Origin of the sequence: Kaistia sp. UC242_56 (assembly GCF_044452255.1) — a bacterium.
GTDB lineage: Bacteria > Pseudomonadota > Alphaproteobacteria > Rhizobiales > Kaistiaceae > Kaistia > Kaistia defluvii_A.
The window spans coordinates 1,536,728-1,557,099 of record NZ_JBIOAN010000002.1 but is presented as its reverse complement, the minus strand read 5'-3'; the positions used below and the strand labels follow the sequence as shown (position 1 = coordinate 1,557,099).

Sequence of the window (20,372 nt, the reverse complement as noted above, 5' to 3'; positions counted from 1 at the left end):
CGGCGCTCTTCAGGATCTTTTGCAGAGCAGCACGGGCCTGGTCCGCGTCAACCTCATCGAGGTGGAATGCAGACCCTGAGTCGGGCGGCATGTAATTCACGACCCTTCCCTATCTCCTGCACAAGTTGACGTTGCTCCTGTCGGTACGACAGGACAATACCGCCCGGCCGCCCGAGGCCGGTCATCTTGCGCCGCTCCGAGCGCCCAAGCACAGCTTTGTTCCCCTGGAACAATTGGAGGGGGAAAAAGGCAAAGAACTGTGCCGGCACAACCGATAGCTCACCCGACTGGGTAACATGGACCTGGTGCGCGCCGAACGGAGAAAACGAAAATTCCCCATGTTTGGGCGGAATTGACGTTACGCAACCCCACCGCTTTTTCTTGTCGAGATCAAGGCCGGATGGCGCAAATCGACGTTTGAAACAATACTAGCGACACACCGGCCACAGATGGGGCGCGCCCATTGCCCCTGCGAACTGCCGCCGCGGACCGCCGATCGGCACCAAATTCATGCGCCGCCCGCTCAATCCGGCAGGCGCGAGCTTGACCCTTGCGAGCGGAAGCAATACGCCCCGCTTATGACCAATACGACCTCGCCCATCGCTGTCTCCGGCCTGTCGGAGCTCGCCGCCCAGTATCGTGCCGTCCTCTGCGACGTCTGGGGTGTCATCCACAATGGTGTGCGGTCGTTTGCGCCCGCCTGCGACGCGCTCGCGCGCTATCGCGCGCAAGGCGGCATCGTCGTGCTGATCACCAATGCGCCGCGCACCAGCCATTTCATCGTCGAGCAGATGGGGACGCTGGGCGTCAGCCCGGATTGCTATGACGCCATCGTCACTTCCGGCGACGTCACCCGCGCCCTCCTGCTGGAGCGCGGATCCGCCAAGACGTTCCATGTCGGCAGCGAGCGCGAGAAGACGCTCTATGAAGGCCTCGACCTGCAGTTCGTCGGCGAGGGCGACGCGGACCTCATCTCCTGCACCGGCCTCTTCGACGACACCGTCGAGACGCCCGACGACTACGCCGAGCGCCTGGCAGCCTGGCACCGGCGCGGCCTGCCGATGATCTGCGCCAATCCGGACATTGTTGTCGAGCGTGGCGACCGCTTCGTGTGGTGCGCCGGTTCGCTCGCCGAGCGCTACAAGGCGATCGGCGGCACCAGCTACGTCGCCGGCAAGCCCAATGCGCCGATCTACGAGGCAGCCTTGAAGAAGGCCGAGGCGATCCGCGGTGGCCCGATCGCCCGGGACACGGTCATCGCGATCGGCGATGGCGCGCCGACCGACCTGCGCGGCGCCTGCGACCAGAATCTCGACGTGCTGTTCGTCACCGGCGGCATCCATTCGGCCAGCTTCGGCCCGACGGAGGCCCCGGAAGCCGCGGCCGTCCACCGCTTCCTCGCCGAAAAGGATCTCGGCGCCCGGGCCTTCGTCCCGCACCTCACCTGGTAATCGGGCGATGGGCGCCGCGCCTGCCGGCGCCCTCGCCGCTCACTGCGCAGAAAGTCGCGGCTTGACCCTGTTCGAGCGAGAGGCCAATTTCCGGCCGCAGCCGCCCTCGCCCCACCGGCCGGCTCAACTGGAGCCATCATGACGAGCGCCAACGCGCCCCTGCCGCCCGCCCGGATCTTCCCGCTGGATGCCCTTCCCACGGAATATCGGCGCGGCGCCATCGCCATCGGCAATTTCGACGGCATGCATCGCGGCCACCAGGCGCTGCTCGAAGCCGCGCGCAGCGAGGCGGACGCCCATAGCACCCCCGCCCTGCTGCTGACCTTCGAGCCGCATCCGCGCAGCGTCTTTCGGCCCGAAGTGCCGCTCTTTCGCCTGACCCCGGTCGAAGCGAAGGCACGAATCGCGGCCGCATTCGGACTGGACGGCATCGTCGTCGTCAATTTCGACCCGGAATTCGCAAAGACCACCGCCACCGATTTCGTCGACGCCGTCCTGGTGCGGCAGCTCGGCATTTCGGCCGCCATCATCGGCCACGATTTTCATTTCGGCCATGACCGGCAGGGTTCGCCCGCCTTCCTGGCGCATGCGGGCGTGCGCCGCGGCTTCACCCTGTCGGTGCTTGGCGCGGTGATCGACGAACATGGCGAGGCCTTCTCCTCGAGCCGGGTGCGCCGCTGCCTCGAACAGGGATCGATCGAGGCGGCCAATGTCGAACTCGGCTATCGCTGGTTCGTCACCGGCACGGTGCAGCATGGCGACAAGCGCGGCCGCGAGCTCGGCTACCCCACGGCGAATGTGCGGCTTCCTTCCGATTGCGGCTTGGCGCTGGGCATCTATGCCGTGACCCTCACCCGCGCCGACGGCAGCGTGCACGAGGCGGTGGCGAGCTATGGCCGCCGGCCGACCTTCGACAATGGCGCGGTGCTGCTGGAAGTGCATGTGTTCGATTTCAACGACCAACTCTACGACGAGAGCGTCATCGTCACCTTCCACGCCTTTCTGCGCCCGGAGGCGCGCTTCGACAGCATCGAAGCGCTGATCGAGGAGATGGACCGGGATTCACTGAATGCGCGCCGCGTTCTCGCCACTGCGGGGCCCGGAACGGCGCTGGATCAGCGGCTCGCCACGATCGCGCCGCCGCCGCTTGTTGCCCCGGCAGGCTCGATCCGATAAAAGGGCGCGCAAGACCGTGCCGGAATTTTGCCTGCTTTTCTGCGTTTAACAACGGCACAGGCTAAGGTGTGCCGATTCGAGCGCGCCCAGGAGTGACCGATCGACATGCCCGCTTCGACTGTTCAGCGTTATCTGGTTCTCCCCGCGGGAGCCCTCGTACTGGCCGCCCTCGCGGGCTGCTCCGGCACGACCTACGGCACAGGCGTATCGCCCGAGACGCAAACGCTGACGGACGTCATGAGCATCGCCAGCCTCGGCAGCGACGACAAGCCGCCGATCGACTACAAGCCGCGCGGCGGCATCGTCGTTCCGCCGTCCAAGTCCCTCCCCCCGCCGGGACAGACGGTCGCGGCCGTCGACGATCCCAACTGGCCGAAGGATCAGGACGTCGCCCGCCGCAAGAAGCGCGAGAACGACGCCGTCGCCCCGAACAGCGAAGGCGCGCCCAATCTGCGCCTCGCGCCGGGCGAGACCAGCTTCAGCCGCCGTGACGCGGAATATTCCGAGGCCCGCAAGGCCGAGGGCAAGAAGGCCTGGAATGACCTGCACGCCGGCAAGTCCGGCTCGGTCAATGCCGATGGCACGCCGAAGCGCAAGTACCTGACCGAGCCGCCCGTCGCCTATCGCGCCGCCGACCCGAACGCGCCGATGACCGAGCCCGAGAAGACGAAGAAGAAGTTCGACGTCACCAAGCTCTGGCCCTTCTAGGCCAGACGCACGCGCGACATACAAAGGGGGCCGAGGCCCCCTTTTTCATGCCTGGCTCTAGCGGACGACGACCCGCGTGCCGACGCCAACCCGCTCGTAGAGATCCTCGACATCCTCGTTGCGCATGCGGATGCAGCCCGACGATACCGCCTTGCCGATCGACCAGGGCTCGTTCGAGCCATGGATGCGATAGAGCGACGAGCCGAGATAGAGGGCGCGCGAGCCGAGCGGATTGTCGAGCCCGCCTTCCATGCGCACCGGCAGGCCGGGCCTGCGGGCGCGCATCTCGGCCGGCGGCGTCCAACTCGGCCATTCCGCCTTGCGCGTGATGGTATGAGCGCCGGCCCATTCGAAACCGGGCTTGCCGACGCCGACGCCATAGCGCCGCGCCGTGCCGTCATCCTCAATGAGGTAGAGATAACGCGACTCAGTGTCGATCACGATGGTCCCCGGCCGCTCCGACCCGTCATATTCGACGATGGCCGGCAGGAAGGCCGGATCGAACTGGCGCGACTTGCGAGCAGTCGGCCGTTCCGAACGCGGCATCAGGCCGACCGTCTCGGTCGCCCCGCGCGAACGGCGGGGCGCGCCATAGGTCGGCCGCTCCATCCACCAGGCCTGCCCCTCCTCCGGATACATCACCGGCGGACGCGGACTGTAGCGGTCATAGGCCTGAACTGAATCGGGGATTGCGGCCAGCCCCAGCAGGGCGAGGCCGGCGAGGACGGTTCTTTGCAACGGACTACGCATGGTCGCCTCGAATGGAATGGCTCGGGGGTAGGCTGACGGATCGATCGTTTCCGGCCTCGCGGCCGGTCCTGCTCCGGACGGTAGATAAAGCAGGCAAAGGAAAGGTGAAGCGGTCGGACGGTCAAGCGGGATGGTGAACGGAAGGCTAACGGGGCATTAACAACCCAGACGCGTTTTCGTTGCCAGAACGGCCCTTGCCCTCGCGCCTCGGACAGTCGTAGAAGCAGGGAACAAAAGACGAACTTCGAGAGTCCCATGTCCCTCCCCGATGGTATCCTTGCCGGCGAAGACGGCGTTCCCCGCTGCTGGTGGTCAAACGGCACCGTCGAGTACCAGGCCTATCACGACAAGGAATGGGGAAGACCGGTCATGGACGACCGCCGCCTGTTCGAGAAGCTTTGCCTCGAAGGCTTCCAGTCTGGCCTGTCCTGGCTGACGATCCTGCGCAAGCGCGAGACGTTCCGGCAGGCTTTCGCCAATTTCGAACCGGAGAAAGTGGCGCAATTCGGCGACGAGGACATCGCCCGGCTGCTCGCCGATCCCGGCATCGTGCGCCACCGCGGCAAGATCGTCTCGACGATCAACAATGCCCGGCGCGCGCTGGAACTGATCGAAAGCGAAGGCTCGATCGCAGCCTATGTGTGGAGTTTCGAGCCGCCGGCGAGCGAACGGCCGGATGCGTTCGACAAGGCAAGCCTCACGGCCAACAGCACGTCACCGACTTCGGTGCGGCTGTCGAAGGATCTCAAGCGACGCGGCTGGAGCTTTGTCGGCCCAACCACCGTCTACGCCTTCATGCAGGCGATGGGGCTGGTCAACCACCACGTCGAGGGCTGTCACTGTCGCGCCGAGGCGACGCGCCTGCGCTATGAACTCAAGCTGCCAGGCAAGGCCTCGGCGTCTTAGTAGCCGCCGTAGGAACGACGACCGCGACGGTCGAGGTCGCGCTGGATCATCTCGAGGTCGATCAGATCGCCAGCCTGGGCGAGCTGTGCGGCTTCGGGGTCGAAATTCACATATTCCGACCAGCTGCGGCGGAACTTCTTCAAGGACTTAAACATCTGCGTGTCTCCCGTTGGTGGGTGATAACGCAAAGGTAAGCTGTTACTCCCGCATTGCAAACGCCCATGTTGCAATGCAGCAATGCGGTTCCTGCATGACAATTCACAGCTTGTCCGCCATCACCGCGCCTAGTCGGCGCGGTGAAAAACGCGAATTCGGACTAGCTCCGCGCGCGTCCGTCGATGCGGCCCAGCAGGTGTTCGGCCAACGGGCTGGTGGCGGAAAACACCGTGTCGAGCCGGGAAACGGCCACCGTGCGCGCGCCGGCGCCGGTGCGGAGCCATTCGGCGCAGGCATAGACCTTGGCGGCCGGGCAATGCAGCAGCAGGTGCCCCGATGGCATGCCAAACGGCGTCGTCGCACCGAAGCGATCGGCAGCGACCTTGGCAGCCCCTTCCGTATCCGCGACGTCGGCCCGGATCTCGCGCAGCGAACGGCCGGCCGATTCCGCCTCGATGCGGTCGATGATGGTGCGCAGGGCGCCGCGCGCCGCGCCGCTCCAGGTGGCGGATAGGCTGGCGACCAGATGCGCCTCGGACTGCAGGATGACGCCGTCGCCGACGATCTTCAGCGCGTTGGCCGCGAGCGTGGAGCCCGTCGAGGTGATGTCGACGATCAGGTCCGCGGCGCCCGAGGCCGGCGCGCCCTCGGTCGCGCCGAGGCTCTCAACGATCCGGTAATCGGCAATGCCGTGATGGGTGAAGAAGCGGCGGGTCAGGTTGACGTATTTGGTGGCGACCGTCAGCCAGCGGCTGTGGCGCGAGCGGAAATCGGCCGCGACATCGTCGAGATCCGCCATGCAGCGGACATCGATCCAGGCTTCCGGCACGGCGACGACGACGTCGGCATGGCCGAAGCCGAGCGGCAGCACCAGGTCCAGGCGCTGGGCGAAATCGGAGACTTCCTCCTCGACCAGGTCCCGCCCGGTGATGCCCAGATGCACGGAGCCGGCGGCCAGTTCGCGCGTGATCTCGGAGGCCGAGAGGAAGGCGACCTCGACGTCGGGCAGGCCGCCGATGCGACCGCGATAGGAGCGCTCGCTGCCCTGCTGCACGACCGGCAGGCCGGCGCGGGCAAAGAAGGCGTTGGCGTTTTCCTGCAACCGCCCCTTGGAGGGGACGGCGAGGACGAGCGGGGCGTCGGTCATGCCGCTTCTCCCTTGACGCGATCGAGCCAGAGGGCGAAGCCGACGGCGGGCACGGTGGACTTGGCGCCGAGCAGCGGCATCAGCCGGTCATAGCGGCCGCCGCCGACGACCTGCTGGCCGGCCGGAAGCGCCTGGTCGTAGATCTCGAAGACGAAGCCGGAATAATAGTCGAGACGACGGCCGAAATCGGCGGCGAAGTCGAGCCGTTCCAGGTCGATGCCCCGCCGCGCCAATCCTTCGGCTCGTTTCTCGAAGCCCTCTATCGACGCGTCGATGCCCAGCTTCTCATCGCGGGCGAGCGACTTCAGATCGTCGAGAACCACGGATGGCTTGCCGACAATGCCGAGGAAACGGCCCAGCACCGCCTGCGCGCGCTCGTCGAGCCCGCCGCCGGCGGCCAGCGCCGATTGCTCCAGGAACCGGTCGGCGATCTCGCCGGCGGAACGGCCGCCCACGGCGCGGATACCGGCGATCGACAGGAGGTCCTCGACGATGCGGTGCGCTGCCTCGTGATCCGTGCCGTCGATGGCGGCCAGAAATCCGGCATGCGCCGGCGTCTCGGCCGAGCGGCCGGTGGAAAGGCGGGCGATCGTCGCGTCGAGACGGGCGCGATCGCCGAAGGCGCGCGACAGGCGTCGCTTCCAGACGGCCGCGATGCCCAGTTGCTCAATTACCGCGGAAAACAGCGCCGAGTCGCCGATCCGCACGATCGGCTCGTCGAGGCCGTAGATGCGGACCGCGTCGAGCGCCAGCGCCAGCACGTCGGCGTCGGCGGTGATGCGATCGGTCCGGCCAAGCGATTCGACGCCGGCCTGCAGGAACTCGCCATTCGCCCCACCCGGGCGCTGGCGGAAGACCGGGCCGAGATAGGCGTAATCGGCGGTGCGGTGCGCGTCGCCGGTGGCAATGTGCTGCAGGCATACCGGAATGGTGAATTCCGGCCGCAGGCACTGCTCGCGCCCATCGGCACTGGTCGTCAGATAGAGACGGCGGCGCAGATCCTCGCCGGCGACGTCGAGAAAGACATTCGCCTCCGAGACGATCGGCGGCTCAACGAAGCGGTAGCCTGCCTCGGAAAGAAGAACGCGAAGTCGGGTCGTCTCGACCATGTCCATTACCCCGCTTGCCGCGCCAGGATCTCGCGCACGGCGGCGACCAGATCCGTTTCCGGCACCTCGACCTGGGCCGGACGGGCTTCCCGCCAGACCGCGTTGTCGGTGATCTCGGCCGACATCTGCTTGCCGAGCGCCAGATCCTTGACCTGGATGACGCCCTTGGCCTTCTCGTCACCGCCCTGGATGACGACGCAGGGCGCATTGCGCTTGTCGGCATATTTGAGCTGCGCCTTCGGGCCGGAGCCGCCCAGATAAAGTTCGGCGCGAATGCCGGCGTTGCGCAGTTCGGTGACCATCTTCTGGTATTCGCCGATGCGGTCGCGATCGAAGATCGTCACCACGACAGGACCGATCTCGGCCTCCGCCGAAACCTTGCCGAGCGCTGTCAGCGCCGCCATCAGGCGCGAAACGCCGATCGAAAAGCCGGTTGCCGGAATGGATTCGCTGCGGAAGCGCCCCACCAGCCCGTCATAGCGGCCACCGCCGCCGACCGAGCCGAAGCGGGCGGGCTCGCCCTTCTCGTTGACCGTCTCGAACAGCAGTTCGGCCTCGAAGACCGGGCCGGTGTAATATTCGAGGCCGCGCACGACCGAGGGATCGATCTTGATGCGATCCGAATAGCCGGCCGCCGTGGTGATGACCGAGATCTGGTCGAGTTCGTTCAGGCCTTCGACGCCAGAGGGGCCAAGCCCAATATTCTGTCGGATGCTTTCGACGGTCGCCTCGTTGCCGACGCTCGATTGCGCGGCGACATATTTCATCACCGTCGCGACGCCGGCTTCATCCAAGCCCGCGCCCTTGGTGAAATCTCCGCTCTCATCCTTGCGGCCTGCGCCGAGCAGGAGCTGGACGCCTTCCGGGCCGAACTTGTCGAGCTTGTCGATGGCCCGCAGCACTGTCAGCCGTTTGCCGGCATTCTCGGGGCCTGCCAAGCCGATCGACTCCATCACGCCGTCGAGAACCTTGCGGTTGTTGACGCGAATGACGTAGTCGCCGCGGCTGATGCCGAGCGCCTCGATCGTGTCGGCCATCATCATGCACATTTCGGCATCGGCGGCGGGTGACGCGGAGCCGACCGTATCGGCGTCGAACTGCATGAACTGGCGGAAACGGCCGGGACCCGGCTTCTCGTTGCGGAAAACCCAGCCATTGCGATAGCTGCGATAGGGCTTCGGCAACTGGTCGTAATTCTCGGCGACATAGCGGGCGAGCGGCGCGGTCAGGTCATAGCGCAGGCTCAGCCACTGCTCGTCATCATCCTGGAACGAGAACACGCCCTCATTGGGACGGTCCTGGTCGGGCAGGAACTTGCCGAGCGTATCGGTATATTCGATCAGCGGCGTCTCGACCGGCTCGAAGCCATAGAGCTCGTAGACGCCCCGAATCGTGGCGAGCATCCGGTCGGCCGTCTTGATCGCGCCGGCATGGCGATCGACGAGCCCACGCGGCAGGCGCGCCTTCAAGGCGTTCGTCTTGTCTTTCTCGGCCATGTCGTCGATCCCGTCTCTCGAGCGATACATCTTGTACCGCATCCGAAGGTACATTTCGTACCGCATCTAGCGGCGCGTTTCGTACCCCATCGACCTTGAACGGGCAACCTCACCGGCGCATGACACGAAACGCAAAAGGCCGCCCCGAAGGGCGGCCTCTCAAAGCGTACTGCGAACAAAAGCGCTTAGAAGGCGCGGCCGATCTTGGCGTCGACCGAGTACTGGTTGCCGCCCTTGAAGACGAAGTAGAGCACGGCGAAGAACCAGAGCGAGGCATATTCGAAGCCGCCGCTCGCCATGAAGAAGCCGTTGCCGATATGAACGGTCAGGGTTGCGACCAGCAGGACAAAGGCAGCGACGAAGGCGGCGGGGCGGGTCAGCAGGCCGATGGCCAGGAACAGGCCGCCGAAGAACTCGCCGAGACCGGCGAGCGTTGCCAGCAGGACTGCGGGCTGCAAGCCGATCGAGCCAAAGAAGCCGGCCGTGCCCTCGATGCCGCCACCGCCGAACAGGCCGAACAGCTTCTGCGCGCCATGCGGGACCAGCCAGAAGCCGACGACGAAGCGAAGAACCGCTTCGAAAAAGGGCGATGCAGCGTAAAGGCCGCCAAAGGCGGGCACGATCAGCTTCTGCGACGTCGTATCAGTCATGTTCATCTCCAGATGCCGGATCGGCATGTTCGATTGATCTGGATCAAAACATAGACGATCCGATTGATCGCCGAAACGTAGCCGTCACACGACACACTGTTCAATCGGGGTAAACAATTCTGCGCAGGGCCCGCCCGTGCGGAACAACGTGTCACGCCGGCTGGAGCGCCACCTCCTCGCGCTCGACCAGCACATGGCCGCCCCCGCCATTCTCGACCAGCTCGAGGAAGCGGTCATGCAGCAGGGTGAGGCTGGAGCGGTGGCCGATCGACACCACCGTGGTGTGCGGCAACCGCTCCCGGATCAGATTGTAGACCGACGCCTCGGCCTTCTCGTCCAGCGCGCTGGTGGCCTCGTCGAGCAACAGCCAATCGGGACTGGCGAGGATGGCACGCGCGATGGCGATGCGCTGCTGCTCGCCGCCGGACAGGCGATTGCCCCAATGCGCCACCTCGTCCAGCCGCTCCGCCAGCCGCGAAAGGCCGACGGCCTCCAGAGCCTCGCTGGCCTGGTCGGTGGAGAGCGTTTCTGCGTCGCGCGGATAGGCAAGAGCGGTGCGCAGCGAGCCGAGCGGCATATAGGCTTCCTGCGGCAGGATCAGCAGGTTGGAGCCCTCGGGGATCCGGATGGAGCCGTTGCCGAACGGCCAGATGCCCCCCAGCGCGCGGAAAAGGCTGGATTTGCCGGAGCCGGACGGCCCGGTCAGGAGGACGCGCTCGCGCGGGGTCAGCGTCAGTTGCGGCACGTCGACGATCTCGCGTCCATCGGGGAGATGCACCACCAGCCCGTTGATGACGAGATCGGCGTCGGTGCTGTCGGCGGCGAGCGCGGGTCCGGACTCGGCCAGGGCCTGCGAGTTCTCCATCGCCTTCTCGAAGCCGTCGAGACGATCGACGACCGCCTTCCAGCCCGCCAGTGTCGAATAGGCTGTGACGAAGAAGGAAAGCGCGCCCTGCACGGTGCCGAAGGCCGAGGCGATCTGCGTCAGCCCGCCCAGCTCGATGGAGCCTGCGAAATAGAGCGGACTGATCAGGATGAAGGGAAAGATCACGGCGAGCTGGCTGTAGCCGGCGGTCAGGAAGGTGAGCTTCTTGGTCCGGCTCATGATCTGGTAGAAATTCGACAGCACGGAGCTGAAACGGCCGTAGAGCCCGGCGCGCTCCGCGGCCTCGCCCTTGAGCAGCGCGACTTCCTCGCCATTTTCGCGCAGCCGCACCAGGGCAAAACGGAAATCCGCCTCATAGCGCTGCTGCTGATAGCTCAGCGCCACCAGCGGCTTGCCGACCCAGTGAGTCACCAGCGTGCCGAGGATCGCATAGCCCAGCGCCAGCCAGACCAGATAGCCGGGGATCGCGTAGCTCTTGCCGAAGACGATCAGCGGCGCCGTCGACGACAGGCTCCAGAGAATGACAATGAAGGTGACGAGCGTGACGATCTGGCCCAGCAGCGCGACGCCGATCGACAGCGCGCCATCGGTGAAGCGATCCGTATCCTCGGCCACGCGCTGGTCGGGATTGTCGGCGGGGTTGCCGACCAGCCGCATGCGGTAATGCGTGCCCTTCGACATCCATTGGTCGAGGTATTTGTGCGTCAGCCAGTTGCGCCAGCGGATCTGCAGCCACTGCGAGAAATAGAGCTGGTAGACGGTGGTGATGATCGTCAGCGCCGCGATCCAGGAGAACACCACGAACATCTGGTAGGCGAAGGTCGGCCAGTCCTTCTTCTGCAGCGCCGTGTAGAAGTCGTTGTTCCAGTAGTTGAATTTGACGTCGAGCCAGACGTTGAACAACCGCAGCCCGATGACGATCGCGAGCAGCCCTATCGCCACCCACATCTCGGACGAACGGAAATAGGGAAGCGCGATCCGCAGGACCGTACCCAGCGCCGATTTGAGCTTTTGCATGTCGATCTCCACGCGGAGCGGATCGCCGCCGCAGCGTATTGCAGCACTGTGGCGCGACGGACCTCACAGCGACATTGCCGCCGCGTTACCGAACATTAATGGCCGGAAGGGAGAATGCAGGCTCTGTGAACGCGATCACAATCACGGCCGCGTGATTCGCACGTCGGTTGCCGCATCCCAATCGCGATTCTATTCTACCGTATTCGAGAACGCGCCCCGCGCGCGATGGACCTAGATGGGGAACTCCATGAACTTCCGACGCGTCATAGCCGCCTCGCTGCTGGCTGGAGCGGTCTCCATGACCGCAGGTGGCAGCGCACACGCGCAGAACTTCTTCCAGAAGCTGTTCCAGCCCAGCGACAATTTCCGCGCAACCGGTCCGGGTGCACCGCTTCCCTACAAATACCAGAAGCAGCGCGTGCGCTTCGCGACCAATGAAAAGCCCGGAACGATCATCATCGATTCCAACGAGAAGTTCCTCTATCTCGTCGAGGGCAATGGCAAGGCGCTGCGCTATGGCGTGGGCGTGGGCCGCGACGGCTTCGGCTGGCAGGGCAATGTGAAGATCGGCCGCAAGGCGGAATGGCCGGGCTGGACGCCGCCGCCGGAGATGATCCGCCGCGAGCGCAAGAAGGGCCGGATCCTGCCCGCTTACATGGAAGGTGGCCCGCAGAACCCGCTCGGCGCCCGCGCCATGTATCTCTACCGCGGCGGCCAGGACACCATCTTCCGCATCCATGGCACCAGCGAGCCCTGGACCATCGGCCACAACGTCTCGTCGGGCTGTATCCGGATGGTGAACGCCGACGTCAGCGACCTCTATTCCCGCGTGCCCGTGGGAACCAAGGTCGTCGTCCGCTAAGCGGCAACACTCCAGGACGCCGCCGGGCGGCGTCCGGCGTCCTTCACACCCAGGCTTCAGCCGGCCAAGGCCGGCTGCGGCGCCTCGTAGGCCTTCATGAAGATCTTGACGGCGCTGTCGACCCGCCGTGCGATCTCGGTCGGCCCCGGCGTATCGATGACGCCGAACAGCACGCTGCGCATGATGCCGCTCTGCGACAGCTCGACGAACTGCTGCGCCGCGAGGAGAGTATCCTCGATCTCCAGCACGCCGGCCTTCGTCTGCGCCTCCAGATATTTGGCGAGCAGTTCCGTGCAGAGCAGCGGACCGTTCGAATAGAACTCGATCCCGATCTCCGGCATCCGGTTGATGATCGAGAACACCGACCGCATCGCCTTGATGTAATAGGGCTTGGTCAGGATCGCGCAGAGTTCGCGACCGAATTTCTTCAGCACCGCCTCCACGTCGTGATTCTCGAAATCGAGCGAGACGATCCGAAACACCTCTTCGCGCTTCTCGGTCGAGATCAGCTCGACGAAGAGCTGCTCCTTGTTGGCGAAGTAGACATAGAGCGTGCCTTTCGAGACGCCTGCCGCGCGCGCGATATCGTTCATGCTCGCCGCGTCAAAGCCCTTCTCCAGAAAGACCTGACTGGCGCCGCGCATGATCTGCTCGCGTTTGCGCGAATCCTGCCCCGCTCCACCTTCCTCGGTGTCACGGGTAGCGTCGACGAGTGACACAGCGTTTCTCCCATCCGGCTGCGATCCCCCCGCCTGAGGCGGTTTTGAGTCGGGATCGCTTATGTCCAATCCAAAAGTACCAAGAAGCGGCGGCCAAACCAACCGAGCTGCCTTTTTGTGCGGCGCACGATTTTTATGACCGAACCGTTCAGTTCGATCTTGATTTAACCAGTCAATGGGACTAATTCAAGCGCCATTGACCGAACGGTTCGGTCAAACCCTTTTCCAGGGCTGAGAAACAGGAGACGAGTCATGGCAAAGGTCGCACTTGTCGAGACTCCTGAGGATACCGGTGTTTCCGAGCTGGAGCCGATCCAGCGCCGCAACGCCGAAGCCACACCGCCGCCGCCAGCGGCTGCGCCCACTGCCGAGCGGCCCTCCGCGCCCGGCAACAGCGGCGAAGCCAAGCCTGCGATTGCCTCACCCCCGGCAAAGCGCGGCGGGCGGCGGCGGTTTCTTCTCCTGACCGTGGCAGCCGTCGCGATCGCGGCCGGCGCCTATTTCGGTCACGAATGGTGGACGGTCGGCCGCTTCATGGTCTCGACGGACGACGCCTATGTCGGCGCCGACACCTCGACGGTGGCGCCGCGCCTTGCCGGCTATGTCACCAAGGTCGCCGTCGCCAACAACACGGCGGTCAAGTCAGGCGACCCGCTCGTCTATCTCGACGATTCCGACCAGAAGCTGGCCGTCTCCGCCGCCGAGAACCAGATCGCCGCCCAGCAGGCCGCCATCGACCGTATCGACAAGCAGATCGAGGCTGGCCAGGCCGGCGTCGCGCAGGCCCGCACGTCGATTGCCTCGGCCAATGCGGACGCCGAGCTCGCCGTCGCCGATCTCGCCCGTGCCTCGACGCTCGCCAAGAACCAGTTTGCGTCGCAGCAATCGCTGCAGCAGGCGCAGGCGACCAAGGACAAGACCGCCGCTGCCGTCGAATCGGCCAAGGCCGGCATGACGACGGCCGAGGCCAATGTCGCCGTCCTACAGGCGCAGCGCGTCGAAGCCGAGCGGGCGCTCGACCAGTACCAGACGACGCTGGAGCAGAAGAAGCTCGACCTCGACCACATGGTCGTGCGCGCGCCCTTCGACGGCGTCGTTGGCAATCGCGCGGTGGATCCCGGCGAGTATGTCGCGACCGGGCAGCGCCTGCTGGCGCTGGTGCCGCTGCAGGACGTCTATGTCGACGCCAACTACAAGGAAACGCAGCTTGGCCGGATCCGGCCGGGCGCGACCGCGACGGTCAGCGTCGACGCCTATTCCGATGCCACGATCGAGGGCACGGTCGAAAGCGTGGCGCCGGCTTCCGGCTCGGTGTTCAGCCTGCTGCCGGCCGACAATGCGACCGGCAACTTCACCAAGATCACGCAGCGTGTCCCGGTTCGGATCCGCATTCCCGCCGAGGAAGCCGCCAAGGGCATCCTTCGCCCTGGCCTCTCCGTGGTGGTCGACATCGACAGCCGCACGGGCGGCAATGCCGCCACCGCGGCCCGCAACTGACCCAGCAAGCTTCTCTCCTTCGGGGGAGTGCTTCGAGAGGGGAGCCGGACATGCTGTCCCTACCGGCCCTCCGGCTCCCCTCTCGTTGAACCAAACCGACCGTCCGCGCACGGCCGTGCCGCCAGGTCCAGAAGCCTGGCGCTTTTCAGGGGTGAACGCACCCCCAGGAGACAGTCATGGCCGGTCCGCAACCACCCGCCCTTCCCGTGATGACGCCCCGCCGCACGCTTGGCTTCGTTGCCATGGCGGTCGGCATGTTCATGGCGATCCTCGACATCCAGATCGTCTCGTCGTCGCTGACCGAGATCCAGGCAGGCCTTTCCGCCAGTTCGCAGGAAATCTCCTGGGTCCAGACGGCCTATCTGATCGCCGAGATCATCATGATCCCGCTGTCGGGATTCCTCGGCCGCGCGCTGTCGACCCGCTATCTGTTCGCCATCGCCGCCGGCGGCTTCACCATCACCTCGATCGGCTGCGCCAGTTCCTCGTCGATCGGCGAGATGATCGCCTGGCGCGCGGCGCAGGGCTTCATCGGCGGCGGCATGATCCCGGCCGTGTTCGCCGCCGCCTTCACGATCTTCCCGCCCAACCGTCGCGCCATGGTTTCGGCGATCGTCGGCCTGATCGCGACGCTGGCCCCGACCGTCGGCCCGACGATTGGCGGCTATCTCACCAACATCTTTTCCTGGCACTGGCTGTTCCTGGTCAATGTCATCCCCGGCATCTGCGTGACGCTCGGCGTGCTGGCCTTCGTCGACTGGGACAAGCCCAACTTCAAGCTGCTGCAGCGCTTCGACTATATGGGCCTGGTCACGCTCGCTTTGTTCCTCGGCAGCCTCGAATATGTGCTGGAGGAAGGGTCGGCCAATGACTGGTTCCAGGATGAAACGATCGCGACGCTGGCCGTCGTGACCGTGGTCGCCGGCGTGCTGTTCTTCTGGCGCGTACTGCGCACGCAGGAGCCGATCGTCGATGTCCGCGCCTTCCAGAACCGCAACTTCGCCACCGGCGCGCTGTTCTCCTTCATGCTCGGCGTCGGGCTCTACGGCCTCGTCTACCTCTATCCGGTCTATCTGGCCCGGGTGCGCGGCTACGATTCCCTGCAGATCGGCGAGACCATGTTCGTCACCGGCCTGTTCATGATGATCACCGCGCCAATCGTCGGCCGGCTCGGCCAGAAGATGGATCCCCGCTACATGATGGCGTTCGGCCTGTCGCTGTTCGCACTCTCCTGCCTCGAACTGGTGCCGATCACCAAGGACTGGGCCTTCAACGAGCTGTTCATTCCCCAGGCGATGCGCGGCGTCGCGCTGATGACGTCGATGATGCCGGTGTCGATGCTGGCACTGGGCACCCTGCCGCCCGAGCGGATGAAGAACGCGTCCGGCCTGTTCAACCTGACGCGAAACCTCGGCGGCGCCGTCGGCCTCGCCGTCATCACCACGATCCTGAACAATCGCTGGGACCTGCACATTACCCGTCTGCACGAGCAGGTGCAGTGGGGCCGCGAGGCGGCGACCGAACGGCTCGACATGATGACCAAGGGCTTCGCCGCCACGATGGGCAGCGACGCCAATCTGGCGGCGATCAAGACGCTGACCCAGTCGGTCAAGCGCGAGGCGCTGGTGATGGCCTTCTCGGACGTCTTCCTCGTGCTCGCGGTCATCTTCGCGCTGATCGTGCTGCTGGTCCCGCTTGCCCAGAAGCCGCAGGCAGCGCCTGCCGGCGGTGGCGGCGGCCACTGAAACGCCGCGGTCCCGCCGATCGGCCGGGACCGCGGATTGAGATCGTCGGGCAACGGGGCTAAGCTCCGGTCCATCTTTGCTGAATCAGAATGATCAGCCGTCTTTATCGCCCCGGCCCTACCCGGCGGGCGAACAATCACATTGGCGATACCCCATGGATGCTTCCGTTTCCGCGCGCCCCGGCCCGGCTCCGCTCGACCAGGCCACCATTCGCTCGATCGTGCTTGGCGTCATGCTGGCGATGTTCCTGGCAGCTCTCGACCAGACCATTGTCGCGACCGCGCTGCCCACCATCGGGCGCGAACTGGGCGATCTCCAGAACATCGCCTGGGTCGTGACCGCGTATCTGCTGTCGTCGACGGCCGTCACGCCGCTCTATGGCAAGCTCAGCGATATCCATGGCCGCCGCACGGTCCTGTTGATCGCAATCGTCATCTTCATCATCGGCTCGGTCGCCTGCGCGCTCGCGCCCACCATGACCGGGCTGATCATCGCCCGCTTCCTGCAGGGACTGGGCGGCGGCGGGTTGATCTCGCTCGCCCATACCATCACCGGCGACGCGATCGCGCCCAAGGAACGCGCCAAGTACATGGGCTATTTCGGCGCCGTGTTCGCGGCCGCCAGTGTCGCCGGCCCCGTGCTGGGCGGCGTGCTTTCGGAATCGCTGAACTGGACCGTTATCTTCTGGATCAACGTGCCGCTCGGCCTTCTCGCCTTCGCCATGACCTTCAACGCGCTGAAGAAGCTGCCGCGCAATGACCGCCCGCACAAGCTGGACATCATCGGCGCGGTGCTGCTGGTCGCGGCGGCCGTGCTGCTGCTGCTGGCGCTCAGCTGGGGCGGCGTTTCCTATCCTTGGTCGTCCTGGGAGATCATCGGCCTGTTCGTCGCCTCCCTGGCCGCATGGGCGCTGTTCGTGTTCCGCGTCCTGAACGCGCCGGAGCCCTTCCTGCCGGTCGGCGTGCTGCGCGACCAGGTCGTGGCAACCGCCACGCTCGCCGGCTTCTTCGGCATCGGCACCATGGTGGGCCTGTCGATCTACATGCCCCTGTTCTTCCAGTCGGTCCTGCACATGTCGGCGGCGGAATCCGGCTTCGCGCTCATTCCACTCTCGATCGGCACCGTGTTCGGCGCGCAGTTTTCCGGCCGAGTCATGGCACGCGTCCAGCACTACAAGCGCTCGCCGATGATCGGACTGACAGTTGCGATGGTCCTGACCGGGGTCCTCGCGGTCTGGGCCGGCCGGCTCGACGTGATCTCGATCGAGGTCATCCTGACCTTCATCGGCGCCGGCCTCGGCACGCTGTTCCCCGTGACCATCGTCGTGGCGCAGAACGCCGTGCAGGCGCACCACCTCGGCACGGCGACGGCCACGATCAACTTCATGCGCTCGCTCGGCAGCGCCATCCTGGTGGCCGCCTTCGGCGCGATCTTCCTGGGCGGCTTGGGTGCAATCTCGGGCGGAACCGGCACTTCGGTCGAGGCCAAGATCGCCGCCGCGGCGGAGGCCGGCGTTTCGCTGGCCGGCGCGTTCAACGGCGTCTTCATCGCGGCGACGATCTGCATCGCCATCTCGCTGGCCCTGCTCGCGATCATGGAAGAGCGCCCCCTGCGCGGCGGCCGCAGCCCGGTGCCGACCGCTGTCGAAGTTTAGGACATCAAGATCCATCCCGATCGCTCGGGATGAGTCTCCGCGACCAGTCTGGAGAACGGCTTAGCGAGCGCCGACGGGGTCGTTGTGTTCGTTGAATCGGATCCGGTTGCCGAACGGGTCCGGCACCTCGACCATGCGGGCCCCATAGCCGGTGTCTTCGAGACCCGGGCGCGAATAGCCGTACTTCTTGCCGAGAAGTTCGCGATGGAAGGCCTCGATCCCACGCATCCAGACGAACACCGTCGAGCCCGGGCTCGCATCGCCGTGGTGCTCGGACAGATGCAGCAGCATGCCCGCGCGCGAGATCTGCGCATAGAGCGGCATGCCCTCGCCGTAGCGATGTTCCCAATCGACGGTGAAGCCAAGAAAATCCCGATAGAATTCCATCGCCTTGGCGATGTCGAAGATCCGCAGGATCGGGATGACCTGATTGAACCGGATATCTCCGACGACCACGGCCTGCGCCTTGGGAGTCTCCGAAGCAATTTCGGCCGCCAGAATGTTCCAGTCGTCATAGCCAAACTGGCGGGCGACGATCTCGAGCGTTTCGCTATGGGAGAGTTCGATGTTGCGCTCGGCCATGAAGGCCCGAAGCGCCTTTGCCATGGCTTTGGCATCGCGAAAATCGCGCATGTTTCCTGTTCCTTGCCTCAGGGCGAACGCAGTCACTTCAGCGCTTGCATTACTGAGGCGTTCGCCGGGAGCCAACGGATCAGGTTCAGACAGTCGGATACATTCACCCTACCCCGAGGGGCGCAAGCGGCAGGCCGTATCAGCCTGCCGCCATTTTTAGCGGACGCGGAATGCGCGTCAATCGGCTCGGCTAGTCGATCAGTTTGTAGGCCGGGACCGTGAGGAAGGCCTCGAAGGTCTTGGCGGTCGAAAGCTTGGCAAACAGGTCGATCGCCTCGGGGAATCGGCCGGCAGCGTAATTGTCCGCGCCGACCTCGCCCTTCACGACTTCCATTTCCTCGGCGAGCGCGCGGCGGAACAGTTCTTCCGTAACCTTCTGGCCGTCTTCCAGCGTCGCCTCGAAATTGAGCTGCTGCCAGATCTGCGCACGGCTGATCTCGGCGGTGGCCGCATCTTCCATGAGGTTGTAGATCGGCACCGCGCCACGGCCGCGCAGCCATGCCTCGATATACTGGACGCCAACACGGATGTTGTGGCGCAGTCCCTCTTCCGTCCGGGTGCCGTCATGGATGGCGAGCATGTCCTTCTGGCCGAAGGAGACCTCCTCGCGGAGGCGCGTGAGCTGGTTCGGCGTCGGCATCAGGCGGTCGAACACTTCCATGGCGACCGGCACCAGATCCGGATGCGCGACCCAGGTGCCGTCATGGCCGGCATTGGCCTCGCGTTCCTTGTCGGCGCGCACCTTGGCGAAGGCGGCGGCGTTCGCTTCCGGATTGTTCTTGATCGGGATCTGCGCGGCCATGCCGCCCATGGCGAAGGCGCCGCGGCGGTGGCAGGTCTTGATCAGCAGTTCCGAATAGGCGAGCAGGAACGCCTTGCCCATGACGACCTGGCCGCGATCCGGCAGCAGGAAAGCCTTGTTGTTGCGCAGCGTCTTGATGAACGAAAAGATGTAATCCCAGCGGCCGCAATTGAGACCGGCCATGTGATCCTTCAGTTCATAGAGGATCTCGTCCATCTCGAAGGCCGCCGGCAGCGTCTCGATCAACACGGTCGCCTTGATGGTGCCGTGCGCCAGCCCCAGCGCCTCCTCGGCATAGGTGAAGACGTCGTTCCAGAGGCGCGCCTCGAGATGGCTCTCGGTCTTGGGCAGGTAGAAATACGGGCCCGAGCCCTGCGCCAGCGCCGCCTTGGCATTGTGGAAGACATAAAGCCCGAAATCGACGAGCGAGCCGGAGGCGTCCATGCCGTCAAAGGTGATGTGGCGCTCGGGCAGGTGCCAGCCGCGCGGGCGGATGATCAGCACGGCCGGATTGGCGCCGAGCTTGTAGGCCTTGCCGGTGCGCGCGTCGGTGAAGTCGATCTGGTTGGCCCAGCGGTCCTTCAGATTCAGCTGGCCCTCGACCATGTTGGCCCAGACCGGCGAGGACGCGTCCTCGAAATCGGCCATGAACACCTTCGCGCCGGAGTTCAGCGCGTTGACGATCATCTTGCGGTCGACGGGGCCGGTGATTTCGACGCGGCGGTCCTGCAGGCCGGCCGGAATCGGCGCGACCTTCCAGTCGCCCTCGCGGATTGCCTTGGTCTCGGGCAGGAAGTCCGGCAGCCCGCCATTGTCGAAGAAGACCTGACGCTCGTTGCGGAATTCGAGCAGGGCGCGGCGCTTCGCGTCGAACCGGCCATGCAGTTCGGCGACGAAGGCGAGCGCCTCGGGCGTCAGGATCTCGTCGAAACGGGGGCCCAGGGCTCCCTTGACGACCAGGCGTTCAGCGTTGGTGGCGGACATGGACAACTCCTCGGTGGGCACGTT

At 65.3% G+C, this 20,372-nt stretch carries 18 protein-coding genes; 8 read left to right on the top strand and 10 right to left on the bottom strand.

Annotated elements, in window-relative coordinates; genetic code table 11:
* Nucleotides 1-578 precede the first annotated feature (578 nt).
* The 3 genes from ACHMWQ_RS09960 (at nt 579) to ACHMWQ_RS09950 (ending at nt 3,335) form a co-directional block, all read left to right on the top strand.
* Nucleotides 579-1,451: a TIGR01459 family HAD-type hydrolase gene (locus ACHMWQ_RS09960; protein WP_396307346.1), complete on the top strand. Its 873-nt coding sequence runs from the start codon at nt 579-581 to the stop codon at nt 1,449-1,451.
* 138 nt (nt 1,452-1,589) lie between these two features.
* Nucleotides 1,590-2,627, top strand: a complete 1,038-nt coding sequence (locus tag ACHMWQ_RS09955; RefSeq protein ID WP_396307345.1) for a bifunctional riboflavin kinase/FAD synthetase — start codon at nt 1,590-1,592, stop codon at nt 2,625-2,627.
* 105 nt (nt 2,628-2,732) lie between these two features.
* Nucleotides 2,733-3,335: a hypothetical protein gene (locus ACHMWQ_RS09950; protein WP_354552729.1), complete on the top strand. Its 603-nt coding sequence runs from the start codon at nt 2,733-2,735 to the stop codon at nt 3,333-3,335.
* 57 nt (nt 3,336-3,392) lie between these two features.
* On the opposite strand, the gene ACHMWQ_RS09945 is transcribed toward ACHMWQ_RS09950, so the two are convergent.
* Nucleotides 3,393-4,085: a L,D-transpeptidase gene (locus tag ACHMWQ_RS09945; RefSeq protein ID WP_396307344.1), complete on the bottom strand. Its 693-nt coding sequence runs from the start codon at nt 4,083-4,085 to the stop codon at nt 3,393-3,395.
* Between the two features lie 255 nt (nt 4,086-4,340).
* Between ACHMWQ_RS09945 and ACHMWQ_RS09940 the strand changes: the two genes are divergently transcribed.
* Nucleotides 4,341-4,991, top strand: coding sequence for a DNA-3-methyladenine glycosylase I (locus tag ACHMWQ_RS09940; protein ID WP_396307343.1), 651 nt, complete (start codon nt 4,341-4,343; stop codon nt 4,989-4,991).
* Here the strand turns inward: ACHMWQ_RS09940 and ACHMWQ_RS09935 are convergent.
* The 6 genes from ACHMWQ_RS09935 to ACHMWQ_RS09910 form a co-directional block, all read right to left on the bottom strand.
* On the bottom strand, nt 4,988-5,146 hold the full coding sequence (locus ACHMWQ_RS09935) for a hypothetical protein (protein ID WP_266333564.1): 159 nt from the start codon (nt 5,144-5,146) through the stop codon (nt 4,988-4,990). The genes ACHMWQ_RS09940 and ACHMWQ_RS09935 overlap by 4 nt on opposite strands.
* Before the next feature lie 161 nt (nt 5,147-5,307).
* The gene (gene hisG, locus ACHMWQ_RS09930; protein WP_396307342.1) at nt 5,308-6,294 is read right to left on the bottom strand and encodes an ATP phosphoribosyltransferase; all 987 of its coding nucleotides are present in this window, start codon (nt 6,292-6,294) and stop codon (nt 5,308-5,310) included.
* Entirely contained in the window at nt 6,291-7,403 is a 1,113-nt protein-coding gene (locus ACHMWQ_RS09925) for an ATP phosphoribosyltransferase regulatory subunit (RefSeq protein WP_396307341.1), read from the bottom strand. The genes hisG and ACHMWQ_RS09925 overlap by 4 nt, the downstream gene beginning before the upstream one ends.
* A 5-nt stretch (nt 7,404-7,408) precedes the next feature.
* Nucleotides 7,409-8,899 carry a histidine--tRNA ligase gene (hisS, locus tag ACHMWQ_RS09920; RefSeq protein WP_354552721.1) on the bottom strand — a complete coding sequence of 497 codons (1,491 nt, stop codon included), beginning with the start codon at nt 8,897-8,899 and terminating at the stop codon, nt 7,409-7,411.
* 185 nt (nt 8,900-9,084) lie between these two features.
* Nucleotides 9,085-9,549: a DoxX family protein gene (locus ACHMWQ_RS09915; protein ID WP_396307340.1), complete on the bottom strand. Its 465-nt coding sequence runs from the start codon at nt 9,547-9,549 to the stop codon at nt 9,085-9,087.
* 151 nt (nt 9,550-9,700) lie between these two features.
* A complete protein-coding gene (locus tag ACHMWQ_RS09910) occupies nt 9,701-11,452 on the bottom strand; it encodes an ABC transporter ATP-binding protein/permease (RefSeq protein WP_396307339.1) in 1,752 nt (583 codons plus the stop codon).
* Nucleotides 11,453-11,699: 247 nt separating this feature from the next.
* Between ACHMWQ_RS09910 and ACHMWQ_RS09905 the strand changes: the two genes are divergently transcribed.
* Nucleotides 11,700-12,314, top strand: a complete 615-nt coding sequence (locus ACHMWQ_RS09905; protein WP_354552718.1) for a L,D-transpeptidase — start codon at nt 11,700-11,702, stop codon at nt 12,312-12,314.
* Between the two features lie 56 nt (nt 12,315-12,370).
* Here ACHMWQ_RS09905 and ACHMWQ_RS09900 read toward each other — a convergent pair whose 3' ends face one another.
* The gene (locus ACHMWQ_RS09900; RefSeq protein WP_396307338.1) at nt 12,371-13,033 is read right to left on the bottom strand and encodes a TetR/AcrR family transcriptional regulator; all 663 of its coding nucleotides are present in this window, start codon (nt 13,031-13,033) and stop codon (nt 12,371-12,373) included.
* A 252-nt stretch (nt 13,034-13,285) separates the two neighbouring features.
* Here ACHMWQ_RS09900 and ACHMWQ_RS09895 point away from each other — a divergent pair, with 252 nt between their 5' ends.
* From ACHMWQ_RS09895 to ACHMWQ_RS09885, 3 genes are all read left to right on the top strand, one after another.
* A complete protein-coding gene (locus ACHMWQ_RS09895) occupies nt 13,286-14,530 on the top strand; it encodes an HlyD family secretion protein (RefSeq protein WP_396307337.1) in 1,245 nt (414 codons plus the stop codon).
* Nucleotides 14,531-14,706: 176 nt separating this feature from the next.
* Entirely contained in the window at nt 14,707-16,275 is a 1,569-nt protein-coding gene (locus ACHMWQ_RS09890; protein WP_396307336.1) for a DHA2 family efflux MFS transporter permease subunit, read from the top strand.
* A 154-nt stretch (nt 16,276-16,429) separates the two neighbouring features.
* On the top strand, nt 16,430-17,929 hold the full coding sequence (locus ACHMWQ_RS09885) for an MDR family MFS transporter (protein ID WP_354552713.1): 1,500 nt from the start codon (nt 16,430-16,432) through the stop codon (nt 17,927-17,929).
* Nucleotides 17,930-17,989: 60 nt separating this feature from the next.
* Here ACHMWQ_RS09885 and ACHMWQ_RS09880 read toward each other — a convergent pair whose 3' ends face one another.
* Together ACHMWQ_RS09880 and aceB are read right to left on the bottom strand one after the other, a co-directional pair.
* Nucleotides 17,990-18,562, bottom strand: coding sequence for a glyoxalase superfamily protein (locus ACHMWQ_RS09880; protein ID WP_396309423.1), 573 nt, complete (start codon nt 18,560-18,562; stop codon nt 17,990-17,992).
* Nucleotides 18,563-18,752: 190 nt separating this feature from the next.
* Nucleotides 18,753-20,348, bottom strand: a complete 1,596-nt coding sequence (gene aceB / locus ACHMWQ_RS09875) for a malate synthase A (protein ID WP_396307335.1) — start codon at nt 20,346-20,348, stop codon at nt 18,753-18,755.
* Between the last annotated feature and the right edge of the window lie 24 nt (nt 20,349-20,372).